Here is a 23,705-nt window from a genome sequence, read left to right as displayed (position 1 = left end):
TAATTACTTACAAATTATACTATGCTCTAACTTCTAAAAATTCTAAAGCTTCGTATATATTATTAAAATATCTCGTAACATTTAAGTGTTTATTTTTCAATTTGATAATAAATATATCTTTTATTTAGTTTCTCATAACTTTTCTTAATACTAATTGATATTTATCTATATTTCTCTAGTTAATCTATGAAAGTGCCATTTCCAATATTTGCTTTATTTATTTTAATTATGTACACTCTAATAAGATGAAGGAGGATGATGCATATGTGGGGCTTTTAACTTAAGCTCTATTTTTGTACTTATATTAACTTTATAGAGCTTAATAATTATTTGTAAAGTTATTAAAGGAGGTATATTAATATGTCAAATTTAGCCTTTAAGGTTTATGATAGAAATGTAAAAGAAAATCAAAATAAATTAAGAAAAGTTGGTCAAGTGCCTGGAATTATTTATGGTGAATTTCTAGGTGAAACTATTCCAGTAAAAATGTGTAATGCAGAACTTCAAAGAGTGCTTAGAAAAAATAATAGTGGGTCTATAATAGATCTTCTACTTGAAGATAAAATAGTAAAATGCGTTGTTAAAGAAGTTCAAAAAAATGAAAGACATGAGATTATTCATGTAGATTTTCAATATATAAAACCTAATGAAGTAATTAAAATGAGGATACCAATTAAATTTATTGGTCAAGATATCTTAGAAGGAAAGAGACTTACTTTAGAAACTCATAATTTATATATAGATTTACAAGGAGATGTAGAAAAAATCCCTGAATTTATTGAATTAGATGCTTCAAATATGCAAATAAATAATAAAGTATTTATCAAAGATATTGTTATTCCAGAGAATATAACAATATTAAATGATCCTAATACTTTATTAGCTGTAGTAAGTAGTCAATATTTTAATTAAACTATTTGTATAATTTAAAAAGGATGATTCTAATTTTAGAATCATCCTTTTATTAATAAAATCCTGGTTACTATATAATTTTCTCTATTATTTATTTAATTTAACTTTTCTTTTTATCATGAATCCTCTACCAGTTAAAACTAATAATGCTCCAACTATTAATAATAATCTTGAATCGAAAGCATCTCCTGTTGAAGGAAGTCCTCCCTTACCTAAGTTAGCAGTCTCATCTTTAATCTTAATATTTTTAAAAGTAAATACTTGAGTTTTTTGTGAGTCTACAACAACTTCTACTTCAGTATCCTCCTTTAAATATCCTTCTGGAGCCTTAGTCTCTTTTATTGCGTAATTACCATAATCAACAGCTTCAAATATAACTACTCCATTTTCATTACTTACAGCTTTTGATATTTCCTTACCATCCTTGCTAAGTAATGTAAATTCTGCTCCTTTTAGCGGTTCTCCATTTTCATCAATTTTATTAATTTCTATTTTAGCTTTAATTCTAGCATTTTCAATCTCATATGAATATACTAAATTATTTTCCTTAACACTTACTTCAATTTTTTCATTAGTTCCAATATAACCTTCTGGTGTCTTAGTTTCTTTAATATAATAATCTCCATATACTACATTTTCAAATAATGCTATTCCATCAGTATTTGTTACTGCAGTTGTAATAGGTTTATCATTCTTATCATAAAGTGTAAACTCTGCTCCAACTATTTTATTATTGTCTTGATCTAATTTATTAATCTTTATATTAGCTTTAATTTTAGTATTAGTAATTGTTCCTGCTTCATAAACTAGTCCAGTATCTTCTTTGTTTACGCTAACCTTTAAGACTTCCTTTGATAGATTGTATCCCTCTGGAGCTCTAGTTTCTTTTACTTTATATTCTCCATAAGGCACATTTACCAATATAACTAGTCCATTTGCATCTGTTACTGCTTTTTGAACTATATTATCTTCTAAATCATATAAAGTAATCTCTGCATTCGCTAGAAGGTTTTTATCTTCATCTATTTTTACTACTTTGATATCCCCTACAATTTGTTCATTTATTACAGTTTCTTTTAAAACTGCTCCATTTTCATTTATAGTAAAGTCATGTCTATAACTATTTAATACATATCCTTCTGGTGTCTTAGTTTCTTTAATGTAATAATCTCCATATATTACATCTTCAAATAACGCAATTCCATCACCATTAGTTACTGCAGTTGTAATAGGTTTATCATTCTTATCATAAAGTGTAAACTCTGCTCCAACTATTTTATTATTATCTTGATCTAATTTATTAATCTTTATATTAGCTTTAATTTTAGTATTAGTAATTCTTCCAGCTTCATAAACTAGTCCAGTTTCTTCTTTATTTACGCTAACCTTTATAACTTTATCTGAAAGATTATAACCTTCTGGAGCCTTAGTTTCTTTTACTTCATAATCTCCATAAGGAATATTTTTAAATATAACTTGTCCATTTTCGTCTGTTAAATCCTTTTGAATTTCATTTCCCTCTAAATCATATAAAGTAATTTCTGCATTAGCTAGAAGATTATTATCTTCATCTACTTTTACTACTTTAATATTTCCTCTTATTATTTTATTTTCTACTGAGTTTTCTGCTTTTACTGTCTTTCCATCTTCTTTAATGTCAAAAGAATAAATAGTATCATTCTTTAAATACCCCTCTAATGGACTAGTTTCTTTAACAGTATAATTTCCATAAGGAATATCATTAAAAGTAACAATTCCCTTATCATTTGATTCTGAAGATATTACTTTATCACCTTTTGAATCATATAAAGTGAATTCTACTCCCTTTAGTGGTTTCATATCATCATCAACTTTATATAATTCTATTGAGCCCTTAATAATATTATTGTAAAGAGTCTTGCTTATATTTTTTATATCATCTGCACTTTTTATAGTGAACTCATGTCTTGTACTATCTAATACATATCCTTCTGGTGGAGTTATTTCTTCCACATAATAAGGAATTTCAAATCTAATTCTATTAAATGTTAAATTTCCATTACCATCTGTTTCCCCTGTAGCTATTACTCTCATATCCTTGTCTAATAAATTGTATTTAGCACCTTTAAGTGATTTATTAGTACTATCTTTATCTACTTTATTTATATTTATTGTACCTCGTGTACCTATGGCACCACCACCACCACTTTGGAATTCTACGTAAGTAGGATTTGTAGAGCTTGTTTGGCTCGTTTTACTTCCCTTAAAATTTGCCTTATTAGTAAAAGGTTGCTTACTTTTATCAACAATATCAGTTCTAAATGTTAATATATATGGTGAATTCACTTCATTATCAAACTTAAATATAAATTCTCTTGTATTAATATCATAAGAAAAATTATCTTTATTCACTAGTACTTTATCACCTTTAATTATATTGCCATTTTGAGAATTTAATATTCCGTTATATAATTCCACAGAAAGTGTATCTAACGTTAAACCCTCTTGAAGTATATCCTGGATATCTACTTTTCCCATAGGAGTTGAGTTAGAATTTATTAATATCTTCCAATCAATATAATCATTTCCACTCTTATAATCTGCAGATTTATTAATTACTATGTTTTCAATTTTTTTCTCTGCCACTGTAGAGACATTTGGAGGTATAACATCACCAGTTATCACTGCTTTATTCTTAACTGTCTTTTGGCCATTGGTATAGAAAATAGACTCATCTGTAATCTTAGTTCTAAAAGTAATTTCATAAATATCATTTATTTCATTATTAAAAGTATAAGTTAAGGTTCCTGTTTTTTCTTCATCACCATCTGCTGCACTTTTATATTTAAAGCCATTGCTATCAGCAGCATTATTAATTTTAGCAGAGCCTGCAACATATTCTTGTCCTTTAGGAATATTATCAGCAACTACTACTGCTCCCAATTTAGTTTTATTTTTATTAACAAATATCTTCCAAGTAATTTCTTTATTTACAAAATCATAACTTTCTGATTTTTTTTCAATAACATTACTTGTAACATTTTGATTAGCTTTACTATTAACTTCTTTTAATATATTATCAGCCTTCATATATGCAGTATTACTATATTGTTTACCATTAATATTTCCTGCATAAATACTACTTTCAGTAACTTCAGTTTTAAATGTAATAACATACTTTTTATTAATAGTTTCATTAAAGTTATAAGTGATAGTTCCTGTTTTTTCTGTATCTCCGTTATCAGAAACTTTATAATTAAATTTATTAGTATCGGGAGCCAATCCATCTATTTTTAAACTTCCAGCAACATACTTTTGACCTACAGGAATATTATCTGTTACTACTGGATTTTCAAGCTTTACTTCATTACTATTTACTTCTATCTTCCATGTTAAATAATGATTTGCTGCATCATAATTATTTAAAGCACTTTTACGTAAGATATTACTTCCTACTCCTACATTAGCAGATGCAGATGGAGTACTTTTCACTCCTTCTACTATAGTTGCAGTATTTTTAAAATTAGTTGTATCATTTGAGTGATAAACTTTTTCATCTACAATATTTGTAGAATAAGTAATTATTTGTTGAGTATTAATTTCATTCTCAAAAGTATAAGTTAATTTATTACCAGTATAAGTATAACCATTATTTACATTATTGTTAACTTTAAAAGTTCCATTTATTAGCTCTAATCCAGCTGGTATACTATCTTCTATTTTTAAGTTATTAAGTTTTAAAGCATTATTATTTATCTTAATTGTCCAATCTATTCTATTTACCTTATTTCCATTTTCATTAGAAACATATTTACCAGACTTTTCAATATAATTTACCTTAACCTCAACCGATGCATTATTAGATTCTTTTCTTGCTCCATTAATATCAAGTATTGCACTATTATATAAATTTATACTTTTCCCTTGATTCTCCATTAAAATTCTTGAATCACTTATTTTAGTTTTAAAGGAAATTATATGCTTTTTATTAATTTCTCCTTGGAAGTTATAAATCAATGTTCCAGCCTTATTGCTATCATTCGCTACAGATACATAAGAAAACCCACTTATATCAGCTCCATTATCTATTGTAGCTGATCCTTCGATATACTCTTGTCCCAAAGGAATATCATCTATTATATTTACACTTTTTAGACTAATATTTTCTTTATTAAATTCAATATTCCAAGTAATTTCATTTTTAAATCCATCATATTTACCACTCTTTGATATAGATGCTTCTGGAATTGGGTCTTGCTTAAATTTAACTTCAACTATGACAGGCTGAGTTTCCCCACCTAAGTAAAATTCTATCTTCTCACTTTCTCCATTCCCAATATTATTTCTATTAAATACTGTATCTATATAGAAGAATCCACTTACATCTGAATGATTAGCTGCGAATTCAGTAAATTCAATATTGATGCTTCCATCTGTATTTACTGTAGCTTTAGCAACTAATTCCTCTTCCTCTTTTATGTCAATATTAATAGTATTTTTAATTAATATTTGTTTTGGTAACCTAACTGTTAAAGTTTCTCCTTTTTTTACATTCCCAATGTTTGGTATTTCAAAGTTATACTTTATTCGCACATTTGAAGATTTATCTATCTCCTGACCTAAAGGTCCATTTTTTAAATCAGTAATCTCAACTTTCGTAAGAAAATTAAATTCTTTATTTTCTTCAGCTTTTACTATGTTAGTAAAATTAATTGATGAAAATAATTGTATTACTAATATTACTAATATAAAATAAATTATATTATTAATCTTTTTCATATATACTCCTTTTTGTAATTGTTTTATTTATTAATATATATTACAAAAATGATCATCACAAAATAATCACAAATAAAAACATTATAATTTTTATTAAATTATGATAAAGTTTTTAGTTGAATTCCTTAGAAAAATACTTAATTCTTCTTGTAAGAATTATTTCTTTAAAATCGCATTTATTATACTTATTTTATTATAAAATTTAAAATCATCTTTGATATTAAACCAACTTAATCTTCATCTCATTGATTTTCTTTATAATTATCTTATCCCCACTTTCATTAAATAATATTAACATAAGTATATATTATACTTTTTTATAATATTAATAAAGTACTATTCTCAAATTTAACTTTTAAATTTTTATTTTTCTAAGTAATTTTTAATTTCATTTATAGCCTTGTATAATACAGTTATTTATAAAAAAAGAGCCTAAATTTTAGTTTAAACTCTTTTTGATAATTATATCTGTATTATATTATAGTTCTTCCCCATTGCTAGAAATAACGTTTTTATACCAATAAAAACTTTTTTTCTTGCTTCTGTTTAAAGTTCCATTTCCTTCATTATCTTTGTCTACATAGATAAAACCATAACGTTTTTTCATTTCTCCAGTTGAAGCTGAAACTATGTCTATACACCCCCAAGGTGTATAACCAATTAAATCAACACCATCTTTTATTGCTTCTTTCATTGCCTTAATATGTTCTCTTAAATATTCAATTCTATAATCGTCATTTATTGAACCATCTTCTTCTACTTTATCAACAGCTCCTAATCCATTTTCAACAATAAATAAAGGCTTTTGGTATCTATCATATAATGAATTGCAAGTTATTCTAAGTCCTAATGGATCTATTTGCCATCCCCATTCTGAAACTTTTAAGTTTGGATTTCTTACAGTTTTAAATACATTTCCTGCAGTTTGTCCCTTTAACACCTCTGGATCAGAACTTGCACATCTACTTGAATAATAACTAAATCCGATAAAATCTACAGTATTATTCTTTAGTATTTCTTCATCTTTTTCTTCAAACTTTATTTCTATTCCCTTTTCTCTTAAAAATCTTTTTGCATATCCAGGATATTCCCCTCTTGATTGTACATCAATAAAGAATAAATTTTCTCTATCCTTTTCTTTTGCAAGTAGAACATCTTGTGGATTACATGAGTATGGATAGAATTCTCCAGCAGCAAGCATACATCCTACCATTGAACCTGGAATTATTTCATGTGCCATTTTTGTTGCTAAAGCACTAGCTATAAGTTCATGATGAGCAGATTGATATTTTACTTGAATCTCATTATCTCCTTCTTTAAATCTCACACCTGCACCCATAAATGGAAGATGTAATATCATATTTATTTCATTAAATGTCATCCAATATTTAACTTTATCTTTATATCTATTAAATATTGCCTCACAATAATTTAAATAAAAATCTATAAACTTTCTATTTTTCCATCCACCATATTTCTCAATAATACCTATAGGAGTATCAAAATGACAAATAGTAACTACTGGTTGCATTCCATACTTTAGCATTTCATCAAACATTGAATCATAAAATTTTAATCCTTCTTCATTTGGAGTTTTCTCATCTCCATTTGGAAAGATTCTTGACCAAGCTATAGATATTCTTAGACACTTAAATCCCATTTCAGCAAATAATGCTATATCTTCTTTATATCTATGATAAAAGTCTATAGCTTCATGAGAAGGATAATACTCATTTTCTAAAGGTCTTAAAACATCTATCTTTCCTTCCATAACTTTACGTCTATTCTCTCCTGCTGGGCAAAGATCTACTGTAGTTAAGCCTCTTCCACCTTCCTTATAACCACCTTCACATTGGTTGGCAGCTAAAGCACCGCCCCACAAGAAATTTTCTGGAAACTTATTAAAATCTTGAATCATATTTTACCTCCATGTATTTATGGTCTTTAGTAGAATTTTTTAATATAGAGCTGCCTAAAACAGCTCTATAGTCTTTTAAATAATGCTTATAATTGCATCACCAGTATTAACTTTCTTTACTCCTCTAGCTAATACTTCTAAATAATCATTTGTATTTGTTACTATAACAGGTGTTGTTAATTCATAACCTTCTTTTTTTATAGCTTCTGTATCAAATTCTATTAAGGTATCTCCAATCTTTACTTTATCTCCATCTTTAACATAAGCTTTGAAATGCTTACCTTCTAATTGAACTGTATCCATTCCAATATGAATAAGAATTTCAGTTCCATCTTCAGATTTTAATCCTATAGCATGTTTTGTTTTAAATATAGTTTGAACTATTCCATTTATTGGTGATACAACTTTACCATCTACTGGCTTAATAGCTACACCTTTTCCCATCATTTCTGATGCAAAAGTTTCATCATTAACTTCATTTAAAGGCATAATTTCACCCTTCATAGGACTTGCGATAATTATTTCATTTCCTAAAGCTCTTTGTAGATTTTCATCTTCCTTAACTGTAACTTCTTCTTTATCTTTATATAAAACTAAACAAGAAACAAAGGAAACAGCAACACTAATAACTGCACCAATACAAGCATATACAAAATTCATCATTGTATCTCCACCAATATAACTTGGTAAAGTTAAAAACCCTGGAGAACCACCTGAGTAATTACAAACACGGAATAATCCTAAGAATAATCCACCAACTGCTCCACCTATCATAGATGAATATAATGGAGTTTTAAATCTTAAGTTTACACCATATAAAGCTGGCTCTGTAATACCACAAACTGCAGTTATACCTGCTGAAGATGCTAATTGTCTTATTTCTGAATTTTTAGTTTTTAATGCTACTGCTAAAGCTGCTCCACCTTGAGATACATTAGAAGCTAACATTCCTGGATAAATAATAGTATCATATCCCATAGTCATACGATTATTTATACCTATTGGTATAAGTCCATAATGAGTACCTGTCATTACTAATAATGGTGTTAATCCACCTATTAATGTTGGAACTAACCAACTAGCATAAGTTTCTAAAGTTTTAATTGCTAAACCTATCTTATCGCTTATTATATATCCTAAAGGTCCAATTACTACTAATAGAACTATTCCTGTAACAACTGCTGTAATTAATGGTTTTGTAAAGAACTTAATAGCCTTTGGTGATACTTTATCTGCAATTGGTTCAACATATGACATAAACCAAACTCCAAGTATTATAGGTAATACACTTGAGCTATATGATGCTAATGAAATAGGTAATCCAAATACTGATATAGATGTTCCAGCTTCCTTAGCTGTATTAACCATAGTAACAAATGTTGGATGTAATAACATTCCACCAAGCATCATTGCTAAGTATTGATTACACTTAAATTTCTTAGCAGCTGAATTTGCAAGAAGTATTGGTAAGAAGTAGAAAGCAGAATCTGCCATAAAGTTTACAATTTGATAACTTTGTGAATCTGTCGTTACTAATTTAAATGCAGTTAATAATGCTAGAACTGCTTTCATCATACCAGCTGCTGTAATAGCAGGTAATATAGGTGTAAATATACCAGTTATTGTGTCTATTACTTTTGCAATTGGTTTACGATCATCAACCTCTTCTGAAGCATTAGAACTCATATTATCTAAGTTAGCTATTTTAACTACTTCCTTATATACATGATTTACATCATTTCCTATTATTACTTGATATTGACCACCTTTATCGACAACTCCCATAACACCATTAATATTTTTAATTTCTGATGTCTTTGCCTTTGAATTGTCTTTTAGATTAAATCTTAATCTTGTTGCACAATGTGTTAAATTTGATACATTTTCTTTTCCGCCTATTTTTTCTAAAATTGATTTAGCTAAATTTTCATAATTCATAGCTTAATTCCTCACTTTCAAAATTTAATTTTTTTAAGTTTTGAAGAACTAAGGTTTTGCCTGATCGAATCAGTTACAATCCTATGAAACTTCCAGTTATTACTTTAATACCTGCTATCCCCCCAAACATAAATTATTATCAGTATATAATAAAAAACCTAAATTAACTTATAAATAACCAATGGATGGGCTATGAATAGCCCATAATTAAGAATGTAGAATGTAGAATGTAGAATTATTGAAGTAATTTGTTCCAAATTACCAAAAATATATATTTTCTATAAACTCCTAAAGGAGTTTATTCCTCAATTTTTCATTCTTCATTTTTCATTTTACATTGCGCTTTAGCGCACTTCTCGTGGTTAAACTTTCGTTAACTTAGGTTTTGCCTGATCGAGTCAGTTACAATCCTTATAAAGTTAAATATAATTCTAATAATTTTCTTTTACAACTCTTGCTGTATGAACTATAAGATATAGTTTTTCCTCTTTTGTTAATTCATTATTAAACTTCTTTTTTATAAATCCATCTATCTTTTTAGTACATTCATAAGATTTAGGATATTTATCTTTAATCATTTCAAAAAGTTCATTATCATTATCCTCGTAATATTTGCCACTCACTAATCTTTGAGCAAAGAATTTTAAATGAGTAACAAATCTATAATAATTTATTGATTCTTCATCAAAATCCATATTAAAATGATATTTTACTATTTTTAAAACCTCATTTATTAAATTTATTATATCTACTATTTGTGGCATATCTTGATTTAATTCACCATTTAAAATATGCATTGCTATTGCTGCAGCTTCATCCTCTGGAAGCTCTATTCCAAATCTATTTTTAATTATTTCTAATGCTTTAAGCCCTATTGAAAATTCTGGTTTATGTAATCTTTTTATGTCCCAAAGCATAACATTTTTCATTTCTAAATTATTCTGATACCTATTTATAGAAAAGCTTATATGATCAGTAAGTGTTAAATAAATATTTTCATTTAATTTAGTACCTAACTCTTCTTCTGCATAATTAATTACTTCCTCAGCAATTTCTAAATTTTCTACAGGAATATCTTTAACTAATGCAATTAACTTTTCATTTATGCTTTTATTCTTTAAAACAAATATTTTATCTATCTTATCCTTATCAACCTCATCACCCTTTTTCTTTTGAAAGGCTATCCCTCTCCCCATAACTACTGCTTCTTCATCATTTTCATTAATAATTGTAATGACATTGTTATTTAACACTTTATTAATAAGCATATCTCTAACTCCTTCTATATAATTTCCTATTAGAAATATAAATTATATTCTGCAAGCAGTATTATACAAAAAAACCTAAACTAATATCAAATAGTTATAGTACATCCACTAAAACTAATTTGGTATCAATTTAGGTTTTGCCTGCTTCCCAGTAACAATCCAAAATGGATCCTCATTAATATGTCATCATTTTAATATATAATGTAAACATTGTCAACTTATTTTCACAAAAAACATGTAATAATTTTATTATTTTTTTATTATTTTTATACATTTATATATCTATTTATTGTCATTTATTTAATAATATTATTGTATTTTATAAGGAAATTTTATTTAAAGACCTTATTAATTATGAATTTTTCATTATTACACTTTCAACTAGGTTTGCTACGCTTTCACAAGCATCACAGCATTTTTCAAAATACTTTAAAGTATCAGTCCACGTCATAAGTTCTATAGGGTCTTTAGATGTAGTATATAAATTTCTTAAAGTACTAAAGTACAGTCTATCCCCTTCTTCTTCTAAATCATTTATACTTATAATTAATTTTGGAATTTCTGAGGATTTTTTATAATTATAGAATTCTCTCATTATTTTTTTCAATCCATTACAATTATTAATGATAATATTTGAAAAATCTATCGCTTCTTTTTTAATTTCTCTAATGTTATACATATATATTCTTGTTAAAACTTCTTCTATATCATCTGTAACATTATCAATATAATGAGCTATATCGATAATATCACCTCTTTCAATAGGTGTTATGAATTCTTTTGCTAATTTATTCATCATATCATGTTTCTTTACATCAGCTTCATGCTCTATATTATGCATTTCATGTATTTTTTCTTCTATTTCATTAATATTGAAATTTACTAATGTATTTTGAAGTAAATTAGCAGCTTCACATGAATAATCTACTAACTCAGCTAACATATTAAAATAATTATTTTCTTTCTTACCTAACATTATATTTTTCTCCTCTATAATTTTATTTTAAAATATCCAAATAAATAATTCTGCCATTAAAAATCCTATTAAGCCACAACCTGGGAAGGTTAAAATCCATGTTAAAACCATTTCCTTAACTACCCCCCAATTAACTGAGCTAAGTCTTTTAGCAGCTCCTACTCCCATTATAGCAGTAGTCTTTGTATGAGTTGTACTAACAGGAATTCCAGTAACTGAAGATAATAGAAGACATCCAGCACCAGCTAAATCTGCTGAAAATCCTTGATACTGTTCAAGTTTAACCATATCCATTCCAACAGCTTTAATTATTTTATATCCACCTATAGATGTACCTAAGGCCATAACTAAAGAACAAAGTATCATAAGCCATACTGGTATAACAAAACTTTGAACATCTCCTCTTCCATTAGCTAAAAATATTCCAAGCATAAATACTCCCATAAATTTTTGCCCATCTTGTGCTCCATGCATAAATGCCATAGCAGCACCACCACCAATTTGAGAATATTTAAAAAATTCACTAGTTTTTCTACGATCAACTCTTCCAAATAATAAACCGATAATCTTTACAGTTAACCAGCCCATACCAAATCCTAAAAATGTAGATAATATAAGACCATATATTACTTTCATCCACTCATGTCCATTTATTCCGCTCATTCCACCTTGTAGTGCAATGGCTGCTCCTGAAATTCCAGCTATTAATGCATGGCTTTCACTTGTGGGTATTCCAAAATACCATGCTGCTGTTGCCCAAACAACTATTGCAAATAAAGCTGCACATAATGCAATTAAAGAATAATGTGGGTCTCCTCTAAAGTCTACCATATTGTATATTGTTTGAGCTACATTGGCATTTATCATAGTCATAACAAAAACCCCTAAAAAGTTAAATACTGTTGCCATTAAAATAGCAGCACGGGGACCTATAGCTCTAGTTGATACACAAGTGGCAATTGCATTTGGTGCATCTGTCCATCCATTTACTAAAATTACTCCTAGGGTTAAAATAACAGTAATAAGTAAAGGAACATTATCCACTATCTGTCTTAAAAAATCAAAAAAAGAAATAGTCATTAATTTTCTCCTTTCAGTTTATGTATATATATATTGAAAATTTTGCTATAAAATAACAATATATCTTTTTTCATAATTTTTCAATTATTTTGTATAAAAAAAATAGTCCATGTTTTTTAGCATAGACTATTTTTTATTATTTATATAATTTTATGTCCTGATTTTTCTAGGCAAGATTTAATTGAAATTTCTGTTGCTGGTTCATTATAAATTACTTCTACTGTCCCTCTTGCAACATCAACACAAACCTTATCAACTCCATCTAGCTTTTCTAAGGAATTTTTAACTTGTGTCTTCATGTTCTCATTTGCTATATCATTTATTTTATAATGTACTCTTTCCATATACTTCTCCTTTCTTTTTCATTCGAATATAGTATGCACACTTATCTCAAAAAAATCTATTTCCATATACTATTATCTCTATAATAATTTACTCCTTTCTCACTAAGTCTTATTCCTTGCTTTTCTAATCTTATTTTATATTCTTCAAAGTTTCTAAGATTTTTTGGAGTCCAACCAATTTCTGCATATCCCAATAATCTAGGATATATCATATATTCCATTTGCTCTACATTATCTATTGTTTCAGTCCATAATGGTGCCTCAATTCCTAAAATTAAATTTTTTGGTGCAAACTCTGTAGGATCCCAATCGTATGCAGTCTTAATTGGAATATATCCTGCCCAATTTAATCCATAAGGTGTATTTTCATTGTACTTCATATCTAAATAGGCCTTGCTTGCAATTGAAATTATCATATTCATATTCTTTTTTCTAGCAGCTTCATTTGAATCCTTCCAATTTTGAAGTATAACGCTAGAATTTATTTCCGGTGCCGTATCTATTGGATCCCATCCTATTGGAGTTTTCCCATACTTCTCTACTATCTTTGAAACTCTACCTACGAAATAATCATAATCTTCCTTTTTTGTACTTTCTGCTTCATCTCCACCCATATGAAAATATTTAGATGGAGAAATCTCTGAAATTTCCTTAATTACATCCTCTATAAATTCATAAGTTTTTTCACTATCTGTCATTAATGTACTAAACCCCACATCTATTCCTGTATATAAAGGTTTTCTTTTACCATCTGGATTTAAAAATCCATAGGAAGCTAAAGCAGCATTCGTATGACCTGGCATATCTACCTCAGGGATAATTTCAATATATCTATCTGCAGCATATTTAACTATACTTTTAAACTGCTCTTGAGTATAATATCCTCCTGGTCCTCCTCCTACTTCTGTACTTCCTCCTATAAGAGTTAAATCAGGATATTTTTTTATTTCTATTCGCCATCCTTGATCATCAGTTAAATGAAGATGTACCCTATTTATCTTATATTGTGCTGCAATATCTATTTGTTTTTTAATTTCTTCTTCAGTAAAGAAATGTCTTGCTACATCTATCATTAACCCTCTATAGCTATATACTGGTTTATCATAAATTGTTGAGTTTTTAATAATCCACTGAACATTACTTACTAATTTATTTGAATCTATTTCCGGAGGAAGTAACTGTCTTAAAGTTTGAATACCTCTAAATATTCCTTCTGGCTTATTAGCTACTATCTTTACTCCATCATTATTAGTAGTAATATTATACCCTTCATCCCCTAATGTGCTTTCACTATTTAAGGTTGTGAGATAAATATAATTTTGCTTTGGACTTTCATTGTTATTTATATTAAAATCATATCCTGTTGCTGGATTTAACTTTTCCTTTAAATATTCTGCAATATTAGCTATTTCCGCTGTTTCATCTTCATTTTTTCCCTTTATAAAGATAGTAGTATCCTTATTAAGTAGAAATTCTCCTTGATTTTCTTTATAGCTTAATGGTTTAGGTACAATTGTATTATTAATACTTTGCGTATCTCCAAATACTTCCAAACCCTTTTTATTTATTGTTGATATTAATAAAGCTATCAAAGTAAAAATAGCTATAAAGGTAAACACTAAGTATTTCATATTTCTTTTAAGCAACTTATCTTCCTCCTTAAACTTTTTCTTCTGTTAATAATTAAATTTCTTAAGAATCTTTTTTATTCTTATGAACAACTCCTTCAAATATTTTTCCTTTTTCTTTTGGAAGTTTCTTTTTTACTAAAATGTCATAAAATCCTGATATTATATAACTTACTGTCATAACTATAATTATTGCTAACATTTCTTCACCACCAAAATATTCTAAAGCCATAGCTATAGATGTTATAGGTAGAGATGTTGCACTACAAAATAAGCCTATCATTCCTAATGCCGTAACTGAGGTAAGAGGTAAATTAATATATTTAGAAACAAAGCTTCCTAAAGTAACTCCTGCAAAAAAAGTTGGATTTCCTCTACCACCTTGAAAGACTGATCCTAAAGCAACAGCAGTAAAAATAATTTTCCATATATAATCCATTATGCTTACATGATTTTTAAAGGAATCATTTATAAAACTTTGACCTAATCCATTGTAGTTATCTCCAACTATCCAAAATAATATTATTGTAATAACTCCTCCCAAAATAGCTTTAATATATGGATTTTTAGTGAATTTATCATAAGCTTTACTACTATTATCCAAAACTAAATTAAATATAAAGCCACCAATTCCAAAAATAACTCCTAATAATACTAATTTCATTATTACAATAAAGCTTAAATCATCTAATACCAGATTTGGATATTCTACTGTCTTACTACCAATCCAAACTGCTATCTCATTAGATACAACAGTTGTTAAAAATGCAGGGATTAATGCTTGATAATGAAACCTTCCCTTTAATACTAGTTCCATTCCTAAGATAGCTCCTGCAAAAGGAACATCATAAATTACTCCAAATGCACTGCCAACACCACATATTACTAAAGTTCTTTGCTCATCATCAGTTAATTTAAACTTTCTAGATATAAAATCCCCTAAGGTTCCTCCCATAGCAACTGCAGAACCTTCTTTACCTGCAGAACCACCACAGAAAGTTGTAAGTAAAGAACCTATGAAAACTACAAATATCATATAAAAAGGAATATCCTTAGCTGCTGATACAACTTCAGACTTAAGTAAATTTTCTCCTGAATAAGCATTTCTCTTACTTTTTAAATACATAAAAGTAATTATTAATCCAGCAATAGGTAAAAGATATATAGTATATTCATGATCTTTTCTAAAAGAATTTGCAGCTGTTAAAATCTTATTAAATAACCCTACTATAATTCCAATAGGAATTCCCATAATAATGCTTAATACAATCCATTTAAATATCATTTTCATTAAACTATAATAGTCCTTATTTTTTTCTTTAGTATATCTGCCCATAAATATCTCCTTATCATTTTTTTCTTATTATTTGTTATTTTCCTATAAATAATTCTTATTGCTTTCTTTTGCTAAGCATAATTACTGCAATTTTATTAATTTAGGAGATATTATTTTTATAAGCAAAAAAGAGCTGTTTCAAACAGCTCTAAATTTCAACTTTTATATTTATTTTAATATCTAATAATATAGTTACTTTCAGATGGGATATCTACTTCGTGATTATTTTGGAAATAATTTATAATAAGCTCACTCATATCCATATTTATTTCCTTAACTACTTCTGCATTTTCATAAGCAGGATAAATCGATGTATTGCTAGCTCTATAGTTATTTAAAACTACTGTATAATCTTTATCTAAATCTATATCTTCACCATCTTTTTTCATAGAAACAACTCTATTTCCAAAATCCTTATGTAAATCTATTTCATAAGTTAAGCCAGCAAAGGTATCATAATTATAATTTTGAACCTTTGGCACTAAAAACTCTTCATTAATTTTAACATCATTATTTTCTAAAACAAAATATGTAGCACTTTTTTCAATGGCTTCTTTAAATTTACTTCCTTTTATCTTTAAAACTTTTAAGGTATTAGGATATGGATAATTTATTAATACATCTCTTATTGAAACATTCTTCTTAAATCCAATAGCAGTATCAAATAATGATAAAACTGAAAAATCCGCTTTAGATACATCTAATTGAACTTCATGTAAAAAGTTTATAAATGGATGTCCTTTAAGTCTTGCAATAAATATATCATCTAAAATTATATCATTTTTAAAATGACCAATTTCTCTATCTAAATATCCTTGCAACTCTTTATCTACATTTGTAAATCTTCTTTCTAAATCTACATTTATTTCATCATTTAGCTTTGATACATCTACTAATTCATAACTTGCTTCCTTTGTTTCTGTATCAATTACTATTTTAGTGAAGTTTTGACCATTATGCATAGGTTGTGAACATATTACTTTATTAACTTTAGTTATAAAAGATCTATGTTGATGTCCACTTAAAACTATATCTATAGAATCATAGGTTTCTAATAATTCACTAGCTTGGTTTTCTTTTGTTAATTTTTCTGTAGGAGTATTTTTACCATCTAAACTTTTTTCAAAACCTCCATGATAACATACTATTATCATATCTGATTTTTCTTTTAACTCTTTTTCATACTCTCCATAAACCTTAACTGGATCTAAAAACTCTAAGTTTTTTATATTCTTTTCTTGCTCCCAGTTTGGAATAAATGATGTTGTAAATCCTATACATCCAACTTTAAAACCATTAATATCAAATATTCTATAAGGCTTACTGTCAAAAGTTAAACCTTTGATATTTGCATTAATTATTTTATCAGAAACTAAACTATATGCAGCATTTAAATAATCTAATCCATAGTTAAATTCATGATTCCCTAATACATAAGCATCATATCCAATATCATCTAACAATTCTACTATAGGATTCTTTTCTAACATTTGCTTTGATAAGTAGTGAGTTAATGCTGAGCCTTGAACTAAATCTCCACAATCTATTTTTAAAGAATAATCATAATTCTTTTCATCTTTTAATATGTAACTTCCAATCTTTAATATTCCAAGAGATTGTTCTGTTACATAATTAGTTGGATATACAAATCCATGTAAATCACTAGTTTGATAAATAACTAATTTCATAATACCTCCTGTATGTGCTAGCGCACAATGTAAAATGTAAAATGTAAAATGTAAAATTGTTGATGTAATTTGTACCAAATTACTTAAATTATATTAATTTTAAAAACTCCCTAAGGAGTTTTTACATTAATTCTACATTCTTCATTTTACATTTTTAATTAAGAGCTGCCTTTAGGCAGCTCTGTTCTATTCCCAAATTGAATTTAAAGTTGATTTAAATTCTTCTAATTTTTTAGTAACATCTGCATTATTAGGATCCGCTAATACTGCTTCTAATACTGTACCAGCTTCACGATATGCAGCATCTGCACCACTTATTACTGGGTTTGTATATAAGTTCTTAGTTGCATCTGAAAGAATTGGTGCTATTAAACTTCCGCAGTTTTTATATTCTTCTGAATCAAGAGCACTTTGTCTTACAGGTACATATCCAGTAGCTGAAGCCCATTTAATTTGGCTTTCTTTGCTAGTTAAGAACTTTAAGTATTCATATGCAGCAGTTTTTTGTTCTGCTGTTGCGCTTGAGAATACATATAAATCAGTACCTTGTTGTAATGAAGCCTTTGTTGGGTATGGAGCAACTCCTATTTCAAACTTGCCATCAACACCTTGTTTTACAAAGTTTTCACCAGCGTTAGATCCAACGTACATTGCAACAGTACCATTTCCAAATGGTCCAGATAAGTATTTATCTGTTCCAGCAATTCTGAAGTAACCTTCTTTAACACCTTCTAAGTAGTAATTAACAGCCTTTTCTGATTCCTTACTAGTTACATCAAAATTATTATCAAATGACTTTCCTTCTGACTTTAAGAAAGTAGTGTAATATGTATTTAATGAGTCAAAACCTGCTCCTACAATACCTTTCTTCTCTTTTATTGTTTTAGAAACCTCAACAAGTTCATCATAGTTTGTTGGAACAGTTAATCCTAATTCATCAAATAAAGTCTTATTATACCATAAAACTTCAGTTGACTTATTAAATGGCATAGCATAAATCTTTCCATCTATTGTAGTTGCTTCTCTAAAACTTGGTAATATATCTTCATAGTTATCAAATTTAAGAGTTTCATTTTCAACGTATGGTGTTAAATCAGTAACTAATCCATCTTTAATAGGATTGAACATCCAATCAGGATAAGCTTGAGTTAATGTTGGTAAATCCTTTGGACTTGCAACAGTTGCAGTTATTTTTTGTTGTAAATCTTGATAACTTGATTGGTTTTGTAATGTAACCTTAATATTAGGGTTTTGTGCTGTAAACTCATCAGTTAAGCTTTGAAGATTTTTTTCTAAATCCCCATTCATTGCATGCCAGAATGTTATTTCAACTGGTGCTGTTATTTCTGTTACGATATCTTCATTAGCTGTTCCAGCGCCCTTATTTGAGCAACCAGTTAATAGACCTAATGAAAGTGCTAGAGCAAGTATTTTCTTGATCTTCATAGTTGTCATCCTCCAATTAAATAGTTTGTGATTTTTCTGGTAAAAGTACATCGCCATTTTCATTATATAGTTTTTCTGGACGATAAGAGTGTATTGGCACTAATAGCTTAGGTTTAATTAAGTTAATAATCTCAATTAAATCATAAGGATGAGCATGCCCACTACATGATACTCTTTCAAATTTAATATTTCTTTCCTCAAAACTCTTTATAAATGGTGCATATTTAGGATCAAAATCACCTAATGGCACTGCGTTTGAGTGAATATAAATTCCACCTTCCTGTAATTTATCCATATATTCAATGGCAAGTGTATCTAGTTGCCAGAAAAATTCTCTTTCATCATTTAGTAATCTTTCAAAGTTAATTTCTAAATCTTTATTTAATCCATAATCTTTATTATCTAATGAATAATAATAAGATTCATATCCAGTTGCTTCTTTAAGAACATATGAGTAATATGCATCTAATACAACCTTTCTTGGATTAGTCTTAATTATATTTAAAATTCTTTCTATATTTGAAATATAATAATTAAATGTTATTTGTTTATTTGGATTTTCTTTAACTATTTCATTTATTTTTTCTATTAATTCTGGTTCATTTGATATTTCATCTTCTCTTACTTCATCAAAGTCTTGGAATGAAACACTTACTCCTTCTATTAATAGAACATCACAATTTTCACTTTCTTTGCAGAATCTTAATGTATCATCTTTTCTATATCCATGAAGTCTTATATCACCAGTATATGAAATAACCAAATCTGGAGTTTCAATTAATAATCCACAAGCACCATAAGCATCATGATCAACTGGCATTACTTTAACTTTTATTTTACCAATTTCTATAACTTCATTTTCCTTAACTCCAATTATGTCTCTTGTGTTATTACCATTATTTTTATAAAGTGGGAATAAGAAATCATTATTGATATTTAATGTATTTAATAATGACTTTGTTCCTTCTAATGTATATAAAGGCACTTCTGGATTTAGATAATTCACTATCTTAGAATGATCTAAATGCATATGTGATAAAAATACTGCAGTATTTTTAAAATTATTTTCTTTTGATTCATACCCCTTTAATGGAATACTTGGATCAAACATATTATCTAAATATGGAACTAAATTTTCATCTAATAATTCTTGTAAGTTTTCTGGCTGAACTGGTGCCTTTGGGTTGTATTCACTACCAAAATCGAAAAATATATGACTATCTTCATATACTACTTCAATTATTGTTCCACCAATAGTTAAGATACCATTGTGAAAAGTGATTTTTGTCTTTTTATCCTTTAACGCCACTCTTAACAACTCCTCTAATAATTTGTTTTCTAAATATTAAATATAAAACCAGTATAGGTACTATAGCTATAGTTGATGCTGCCATTTGAAGTTGTACATTTGTACCACTTTCTGTTGCAAAGGAGCTTAATCCATTACTTAATAATCTCATTTCTTTACTATTTGTTACAAGTATTGGCCATAAGAATGAATTCCATCCTCCTATAAAACTTAATATTCCCATAGTAAATAAAGCAGGTTTAGCTAAAGGTAACAATATTCTTTTAACAAACTCTAAATCTGAACATCCATTAACCTTTGCTGCCTTATAGTATGAACTAGGAACACTTGATAAATACTCTTTTAAGTAGAATATATAAAACACACTTGCAAGAGATGGTAATATTAATGCTGCATATGTATCTAATAACCCAAGCTGAGCAATAGTTTGATAATTTGTAAATACTGTTACTTCATAAGGAACCATTAATAAAGCTGCCATACCTAATATTAAGGCATTTTTATATTTAAATTCCAATTGAACTAATGCAAAACTAGCTAAAATAGTAGTAATAACTGTTCCGATTGTAGATATACCTGCAACTATAATTGTATTAAAGAAGTATCTTATAAATGGAGCTTGCTCCATAGCTTGTGCAAAGTTATTCCATTGAAGCTCCTTTGGAAATAAAGTTGGTGGTATACTAGTTGCCTCTTGATAAGTCATCAAACTTGATAAAATCATATATACAAAAGGAAATAATGTTATTATTGCCATTAAAACTATAAATGTTTTTGATAAAACTGAATTAAATTTTTTCATATTTTCACCTACTTAGATATTCTTTTTAATATACGATTTTGTACTACTGTGAAAATTAAAATCAAGCCAAATAAGATAACTGCTGCAGCCATACCTTGGCCATAACGGTTTTCTACATAGAACTTATTAAATATGTAGAATACTGCTGTTGTTGCACTATCAGCAATACCAGCCTTACCATTAAATATGGAGAATACTTGTGCATAAACCTTAAAAGCATTGATAAAATTAACCATTAATAAAAATGTTATTATTGGTATCATTTGAGGTAAGGTTATTCTAAAGAACTGCTCCATCTTTGTTGCTCCAAACATATCAGCAACCTTATAATAGCTCTTATCAACATTTCTTAATCCAGAAAGTAATATTATTATATTAAAGGCAAGTGCTGACCAAATACCAAATATAATAAGGGTAATCATGCTCATATTTGGATCATCAAGGAAATTAAATGGTCCTATGTTGAAAAATCCTAATATGTAATTTATAAATCCATACTCTCCGTTTAATAAAAATCTAAATACAATCCCAACTGCTATGACACTTGTTAAATATGGTATAAAGAAAATTGTTTCAAAAATATCTTTATACTTAATTTTTTCATATATTGTAATAGCTATAAACATAGATATAATTAACCCTACTGGAACTACCACAAAAGAAAAAAGTGCAGTATTTCCTATTGCAGTATGAAATTTTGGATCTTTAAGTACTATCTCAAAATTTTTAAATCCATTAAATGTTAAATTATTCAAAGTTCCTTTTTGGAAAGACATAACAAATGTCTTTATTAAAGGTAAGACATTAAATATTCCTACTATTATTAAAGCAGGAAGTAAAAATAACCATGCTTGTGGTGAATTTTCTGCTCTATACTTAAACTTCTTCATTAGTAAACTCTAACTCCATTCTCTTGGAATACATAAATTCCATTATAGTCAATATTAAGGCCAATCTTATCACCTTCAGTAACCTTTTTATTTATATCTGTAATAGATTTTGCATTATCACCATTAACTTTAAAGTTTATAATGCAATCTTTTCCTATTAATTCTACAGATTCAACATTAACTTCAAATAATGGATTTTCACTTAATTCAAAATATTCTGGTCTAATGCCAACTATATAATTTTCCTCTGTTAATTCTCCTTTGAATCTATCTTTATTTAAAAGATTTAAATCAATAGAAAAATCTTTAGATACTAATTTATTTCCTTCTTTTTTCATGTCAACTAAATTTATTATTGGATTTCCCATAAACTTAGCTACAAAAAGGTTTGTTGGTTCTAAATAAAGGTTTTGAGGTATATCAAATTGTTGAACTACGCCTTCATTCATTAAAACAATTCTATCACTTATAGATAATGCTTCTTCTTGGTCGTGAGTAACAAAAATAGTAGTTATTCCAATTTCTTTAACTAACCTTCTAATTTCTTCTCTAATTTTTAATCTTAGTCTAGCATCTAAGTTACTTAAAGGCTCATCAAGTAATAATATTCTTGGATTTTGAACTAAAGCTCTAGTTATTGCTACTCTTTGTTGTTGTCCTCCAGACATTTCACCTGGTTTTTTATTAGCTAGTTCCTCAATGCTAGTAATTGCCATATATTTCTTAGCTATTTCCATAGCTTCACTCTTTGGCTTTTTATTTTTACCAACAGTAAGTGGAAACATTACATTTTCTAAAACTGTCATATGTGGATATAAAGCATAATTTTGAAAAACTAATCCAATACCTCTATCCTTAGGGTGCTTATCTATAACTGATTCATTATCAAATTTAATATCTCCGTCACTTGGATCTAAAAGTCCAGCTAATAAATTTAGAATAGTTGTTTTACCGCATCCACTTGGTCCTAAAAGACAAACTAATTCACCTTCATTAATTTCAAGATTAATACTTTTTAAAGCTTCATATCCGTTGCTATAAACCTTTTTAAGTTTTTCAATTTTTATCATATGCCACCTCTAATATATTTTTATACTTATCTTAAATATTAACATATATACTATACTAAATATCTTATTTTATGACAATATATTATATTTTTTTACTTTTATTTTTAACCAAAATTAACATTCTATTAACTTATTTATAATATATTAAATATAAAATATACAATTTTTTCCTATTATTTCTAATAATAATTTTATAATTCTTTAACAATAGTCTTTGATTTATATATTATTTTTATTCAACTTAAAGATTCTTTAGATATTACCGAAAATTTAAATATAAAGTTTTCAAAGCTATTTAAATAAAAAATAATGTTTAAATAATATGTAAATTTTATAACTTAT

General features: G+C 27.4%; 16 protein-coding genes. 1 reads left to right on the top strand and 15 read right to left on the bottom strand.

Going from position 1 to position 23,705, the window contains the following annotated elements:
- Window positions 1–360 precede the first annotated feature (360 nt).
- Window positions 361–912 (top strand): 50S ribosomal protein L25, encoded by a 552-nt coding sequence (locus ACQRD5_RS06980; protein WP_291628036.1) that lies wholly within the window; start codon window positions 361–363, stop codon window positions 910–912.
- Between the two features lie 87 nt (window positions 913–999).
- Here ACQRD5_RS06980 and ACQRD5_RS06975 read toward each other — a convergent pair whose 3' ends face one another.
- The 15 genes from ACQRD5_RS06975 to ACQRD5_RS06905 all read right to left on the bottom strand — a co-directional run bounded on the left by ACQRD5_RS06975 (window position 1,000) and on the right by ACQRD5_RS06905 (window position 23,363).
- Window positions 1,000–5,670 (bottom strand): SpaA isopeptide-forming pilin-related protein, encoded by a 4,671-nt coding sequence (locus ACQRD5_RS06975; RefSeq protein WP_427746646.1) that lies wholly within the window; start codon window positions 5,668–5,670, stop codon window positions 1,000–1,002.
- Window positions 5,671–6,148: 478 nt separating this feature from the next.
- A complete protein-coding gene (ascB, locus tag ACQRD5_RS06970; RefSeq protein ID WP_291628038.1) occupies window positions 6,149–7,588 on the bottom strand; it encodes a 6-phospho-beta-glucosidase in 1,440 nt (479 codons plus the stop codon).
- Window positions 7,589–7,663: 75 nt separating this feature from the next.
- The gene (locus ACQRD5_RS06965; protein ID WP_291628039.1) at window positions 7,664–9,526 is read right to left on the bottom strand and encodes a beta-glucoside-specific PTS transporter subunit IIABC; all 1,863 of its coding nucleotides are present in this window, start codon (window positions 9,524–9,526) and stop codon (window positions 7,664–7,666) included.
- Window positions 9,527–9,957: 431 nt separating this feature from the next.
- A complete protein-coding gene (licT, locus tag ACQRD5_RS06960) occupies window positions 9,958–10,794 on the bottom strand; it encodes a BglG family transcription antiterminator LicT (protein ID WP_291628040.1) in 837 nt (278 codons plus the stop codon).
- A 352-nt stretch (window positions 10,795–11,146) separates the two neighbouring features.
- Window positions 11,147–11,770 (bottom strand): DUF47 domain-containing protein, encoded by a 624-nt coding sequence (locus ACQRD5_RS06955; protein ID WP_291628042.1) that lies wholly within the window; start codon window positions 11,768–11,770, stop codon window positions 11,147–11,149.
- 27 nt (window positions 11,771–11,797) lie between these two features.
- Window positions 11,798–12,850: an inorganic phosphate transporter gene (locus tag ACQRD5_RS06950; protein ID WP_291628044.1), complete on the bottom strand. Its 1,053-nt coding sequence runs from the start codon at window positions 12,848–12,850 to the stop codon at window positions 11,798–11,800.
- Window positions 12,851–12,990: 140 nt separating this feature from the next.
- A complete protein-coding gene (locus ACQRD5_RS06945) occupies window positions 12,991–13,194 on the bottom strand; it encodes a heavy-metal-associated domain-containing protein (RefSeq protein ID WP_291628046.1) in 204 nt (67 codons plus the stop codon).
- 56 nt (window positions 13,195–13,250) lie between these two features.
- A complete protein-coding gene (locus tag ACQRD5_RS06940) occupies window positions 13,251–14,825 on the bottom strand; it encodes a beta-N-acetylhexosaminidase (RefSeq protein ID WP_291628065.1) in 1,575 nt (524 codons plus the stop codon).
- A 61-nt stretch (window positions 14,826–14,886) separates the two neighbouring features.
- Window positions 14,887–16,158 carry a chloride channel protein gene (locus tag ACQRD5_RS06935; RefSeq protein ID WP_291628048.1) on the bottom strand — a complete coding sequence of 424 codons (1,272 nt, stop codon included), beginning with the start codon at window positions 16,156–16,158 and terminating at the stop codon, window positions 14,887–14,889.
- Window positions 16,159–16,331: 173 nt separating this feature from the next.
- Window positions 16,332–17,846, bottom strand: a complete 1,515-nt coding sequence (locus ACQRD5_RS06930) for a bifunctional metallophosphatase/5'-nucleotidase (protein ID WP_427746645.1) — start codon at window positions 17,844–17,846, stop codon at window positions 16,332–16,334.
- Window positions 17,847–18,032: 186 nt separating this feature from the next.
- The gene (locus ACQRD5_RS06925; protein WP_294189118.1) at window positions 18,033–19,292 is read right to left on the bottom strand and encodes an ABC transporter substrate-binding protein; all 1,260 of its coding nucleotides are present in this window, start codon (window positions 19,290–19,292) and stop codon (window positions 18,033–18,035) included.
- 16 nt (window positions 19,293–19,308) lie between these two features.
- Window positions 19,309–20,601, bottom strand: coding sequence for an MBL fold metallo-hydrolase (locus tag ACQRD5_RS06920; RefSeq protein WP_427746644.1), 1,293 nt, complete (start codon window positions 20,599–20,601; stop codon window positions 19,309–19,311).
- A complete protein-coding gene (locus tag ACQRD5_RS06915; RefSeq protein ID WP_291628053.1) occupies window positions 20,585–21,403 on the bottom strand; it encodes a carbohydrate ABC transporter permease in 819 nt (272 codons plus the stop codon). The genes ACQRD5_RS06920 and ACQRD5_RS06915 overlap by 17 nt, the downstream gene beginning before the upstream one ends.
- A gap of 8 nt (window positions 21,404–21,411) precedes the next feature.
- Complete coding sequence (locus ACQRD5_RS06910; RefSeq protein ID WP_294189112.1) at window positions 21,412–22,293, bottom strand: carbohydrate ABC transporter permease; 882 nt, start codon at window positions 22,291–22,293, stop codon at window positions 21,412–21,414.
- Window positions 22,293–23,363: an ABC transporter ATP-binding protein gene (locus tag ACQRD5_RS06905; protein WP_294189111.1), complete on the bottom strand. Its 1,071-nt coding sequence runs from the start codon at window positions 23,361–23,363 to the stop codon at window positions 22,293–22,295. Before ACQRD5_RS06905 ends, ACQRD5_RS06910 begins: the two co-directional genes overlap by 1 nt.
- Window positions 23,364–23,705 lie beyond the last annotated feature (342 nt).

Source organism: Clostridium sp. SGI.024, from assembly GCF_050315195.1.
In the GTDB taxonomy this organism is placed as follows: Bacteria; Bacillota; Clostridia; order Clostridiales; family Clostridiaceae; genus Clostridium.
The sequence above is the reverse complement of the archived record's forward strand: the minus strand, read 5'-3'. Positions and strand labels throughout refer to the sequence as shown.